Source organism: Actinomadura sp. BRA 177, from assembly GCF_013372625.1.
Classification (GTDB): Bacteria; Actinomycetota; Actinomycetes; order Streptosporangiales; family Streptosporangiaceae; genus Spirillospora.
On record NZ_JABXFD010000481.1, the window covers coordinates 1 to 2,998 of the forward strand.

The window sequence follows — 2,998 nt, forward strand, 5'->3', positions numbered from 1 at the left end:
CCACCCCAACCACCACCGACCGCTTGGCCGCCGCCCTGACCCACCTAACGCCCACCTCCTGACCGTCCGCACCCGAATACCGTTTCGCGAAGGCCCCCACGAACCGGGTACGCTTTCCCGGCAACGCGGGGCGCGTAGCTCAGGGGTAGAGCACTCGCCTTACAAGCGAGGAGTCGGCGGTTCGAAACCGTCCGCGCCCACCAGCGAAAAGACCCTGTTCCCGATCACGGGAACAGGGTCTTCGTGCCATTAGCGTGCCATTAGCCGACGAGCGCGAGCCTCCCGGCCGCCCCGTCGTCGTCATCCGGGTTGGCGTTGTTGATCTTGTTGTCCATGGCTTGGGCGATGGCTCGGTTACCGCCCGCCGTCCGGTGCTGGTAGATCATCGCGGCCCGCACGCTGTCATGGCCCATCCGTTCCATGAGGTCGCGGAGCGTCGCGCCGGACTCGGCCGCGAACGTGTTGCCGGTGTGGCGGAGGTCGTGAAAATGGAGGTTCGGCACGCCGAGCTTGGCCACGGCCGCGCCCCACTTGATAGCGCGCCGGGAGTTCGCCCGCCGCAGGACGTCTCCGCGTTTTCCGGTGAAGATCAGCGCGCCATCCCCGGCTCCGGTGAAGTTGCCGAGATGTCACCGCAAATCGGAGAGGATCGCTTGAGGGAGTGCCAGGGTGCGGAGGCCAGCCCGTGACTTGGGCGGCCCGATGATCAGTTCGCCGGTGTCCAACTCGACTTGCGCTTGCCGGACGGTGACCGTCCCGGCGTTGAGGTCAAGAGGCGGCGGCGCTTGGGCCGCTGCGCGGCTCCGCGTCTTGCCGCCCGGAGCGTGCGGTGTGGGCGCCGGTCACCGGCGCGCATCGCGCCACGTCCGCCGGCCCAGCTCCGACTGGTCACCACGGGGCGCGCCGGCCGCCTCAGGAACCAAACAGATCTGGATACGGGCACGGCTCCAATGCGGATGCGGGTCTGTCCGCCCACATCCACCACTGGTGACTATCGGCACATCCCCACAGGGCGCGGCACACGCGTTTCCCGTCGTCCTCCCGGAACATGAGGACCAGGCCGCCCCACTTCAGCACTCGATTACAGGTGGGGCAAGTGGGAGAGCTGGTGGACACGACGTCCACGGTATCGAAGCCTCCAGCGGGGGCTTTCTGGCTCTGGCAAGCTCATTCCGCGCCCGTGACGGTTGTTGGTGGTTGGGGATGCCCGAGCTTCCCGTCCGCCGACGTCCCGATCGGAGATCTACCTGGCCCTGGTCTGGAAGCGCGGAACGCGGGACGACGGCAGATGGGAAGCTCAGGCGGGGAGACGTGTGCGTGCCACGCGGCAGGACGGCCCCGTGCCACTTGGGTGCGCTGGGCCCACCCATGCCGAAGGCCATGATCCGTGGCAGCGGAACATGGCCTTCGATCTTGTGAGTGCCTACGGTTCTTGAGCCGTTGCGTTGCGTCATCGGTGATGAAGATGTTGCTCAGGGGAGTTACGCCCTTCTCCATCAGCGGCCGGGTCCGCAGGTACCTGGGGCGCGGCGGTGCGGGACAGTCACGGCTTTGATCGGTGTCTGTGGCTTTGGTTAGGTGAGGCCGTAGTGGGTGGCGATTGTTTTGGAGTCGGGCCAGCGGGTGTAGGTGGGGGATTGGGGCCAGTCCTTGGGGGAGTCCTGCCATTCCTCCTGGCGGCCGTAGGGGAGTAGGTCGATCAGGGCGAAGGAGTGGCTGAGTTGTTCGGTGCCTCGGCCGTTCGTGTGCCAGGTTCGGTAGACGGTGTCGCCGTCGCGTAGGAAGACGTTGACGGCGAAGCCGCCGCCAGGGGGTGCGCCTACGTCGGTGCCGAAGGGGCTGTTCGCGGTGGAGTACCAGGTCATCTTGTTTCCGACGCGGTTTTTGTAGGCTAGGGCCTCGTCTATCGGGCCCTGGGTGACGATGACGAACCTGGCGTCGTAGGCCTCTAGGAACTCCAGGCGGGTGAACTGTGAGGTGAAGCCGGTGCAGCCTGGGCACTGCCATGTTTCGCCGGGGAACCACATGTGGTTGTAGACGATCAGTTGGGGCCTGCCGTCGAAGATTTCGGCGAGTGTGACCGGTCCTTCCTCGCCTTCCAGGGTGTACTCGGGCAGCTTGACCATCGGCATTCGGCGGCGCTGGGCGGCGATCGCGTCGAGTTCGCGGGTCGCGGCCTTCTCGCGGGCGCGCAACTCGTCGAGGTGGCGCTGCCAGGTCTCGGTGTCGACGACGGGCGGTAGTGCTTTGGTGGTCATGGCTCCTCCGAGGATCGCGTGTCTCTACGTGTGGACCATGCCCGCATGCCGAACTCATCGCCGGTGACCCGCGAGGACGTCCGGCTGATGTGCTGGCTGGTGCTCGCCTGCTGCGTCCCCTCGGAGGCGACAGACGTCAAAGCCGAGTACGTCGCGGTAGAAAGCGCCTCATTTAGGGCATGGACGGTGATCGTGCAGGAGACGGGGCGGGTCATCGCCGGCCATTGGGGTGCCGTGGTGGGTCCAGACGGCTGCTGGGGTCGCCGTTGACCAGGGCGGGGCGGGCGGCCTGGCTTGGCCGGCGAAGAAGGTTGCCATCTCGTGGGCGCCGCGGATCTTGTGCCCGGGGCGAGGAGTTCCCGGCGGGCGGTGAAGTCTCCGCCGCGGGAGGCGGTCAGGAAGGCGGTGGCGATTTCTCGTTTTGGGGAGCGTGCGGTGTCGGATTCCTCGGCTGCTCCTTGAGTTCGGCGGTGGGCTCGGCCAGCAGTGTCTCGTTCTCGGGGTCTGCCTGGCCGGTTCGGGTGGTGCTGAGCCCGGCCGACTCCTCATGCCGGGTCCGGCGTGACTCGAGCATGTTCAGTGAGCGTCAGCTATAGCGCTCGGGGGCCGGCCAGTTGTACACGGAGTGGGGTGGCCGACCCCCTGTTTCGATTCGGGAAACAGGGGGTCGTGCCCCCGTGTGCGGTTATGGCCTTAGGTAGCGGGACGGGTGGTGGGGGGTGAAGGCCGGGGTTGTTGGG

At 66.9% G+C, this 2,998-nt stretch carries 4 protein-coding genes and 1 tRNA gene; 2 read left to right on the forward strand and 3 right to left on the reverse strand.

Translation table 11 applies throughout. The features are described from left to right. The first annotated feature begins 128 nt into the window (after positions 1-128). A tRNA-Val gene (locus tag HUX53_RS27990) sits at positions 129-203 on the forward strand. A 57-nt stretch (positions 204-260) separates the two neighbouring features. Here HUX53_RS27990 and HUX53_RS27995 read toward each other — a convergent pair. Both HUX53_RS27995 and HUX53_RS28000 read right to left on the reverse strand, forming a co-directional pair. Then, positions 261-593, reverse strand: coding sequence for a tyrosine-type recombinase/integrase (locus HUX53_RS27995; RefSeq protein ID WP_176406210.1), 333 nt, complete (start codon positions 591-593; stop codon positions 261-263). 981 nt (positions 594-1,574) lie between these two features. Further along, positions 1,575-2,258, reverse strand: a complete 684-nt coding sequence (locus HUX53_RS28000) for a DUF899 family protein (protein ID WP_176406207.1) — start codon at positions 2,256-2,258, stop codon at positions 1,575-1,577. Between the two features lie 45 nt (positions 2,259-2,303). Between HUX53_RS28000 and HUX53_RS28005 the strand changes: the two genes are divergently transcribed. Continuing rightward, positions 2,304-2,528: a hypothetical protein gene (locus tag HUX53_RS28005; protein WP_176406208.1), complete on the forward strand. Its 225-nt coding sequence runs from the start codon at positions 2,304-2,306 to the stop codon at positions 2,526-2,528. Between the two features lie 124 nt (positions 2,529-2,652). On the opposite strand, the gene HUX53_RS28010 is transcribed toward HUX53_RS28005, so the two are convergent. Beyond that, positions 2,653-2,832: a hypothetical protein gene (locus tag HUX53_RS28010; RefSeq protein ID WP_176406209.1), complete on the reverse strand. Its 180-nt coding sequence runs from the start codon at positions 2,830-2,832 to the stop codon at positions 2,653-2,655. Positions 2,833-2,998: the final 166 nt, after the last annotated feature.

Bases quoted from the DNA above. Each gene is read 5' to 3' on its own strand.
- HUX53_RS28000 (WP_176406207.1), bottom strand. From the start codon at position 2,258: ATGACCACCAAAGCACTACCGCCCGTCGTCGACACCGAGACCTGGCAG.
- HUX53_RS28005 (WP_176406208.1), top strand. From the start codon at position 2,304: ATGCCGAACTCATCGCCGGTGACCCGCGAGGACGTCCGGCTGATGTGC.
- HUX53_RS28010 (WP_176406209.1), bottom strand. From the start codon at position 2,832: ATGCTCGAGTCACGCCGGACCCGGCATGAGGAGTCGGCCGGGCTCAGC.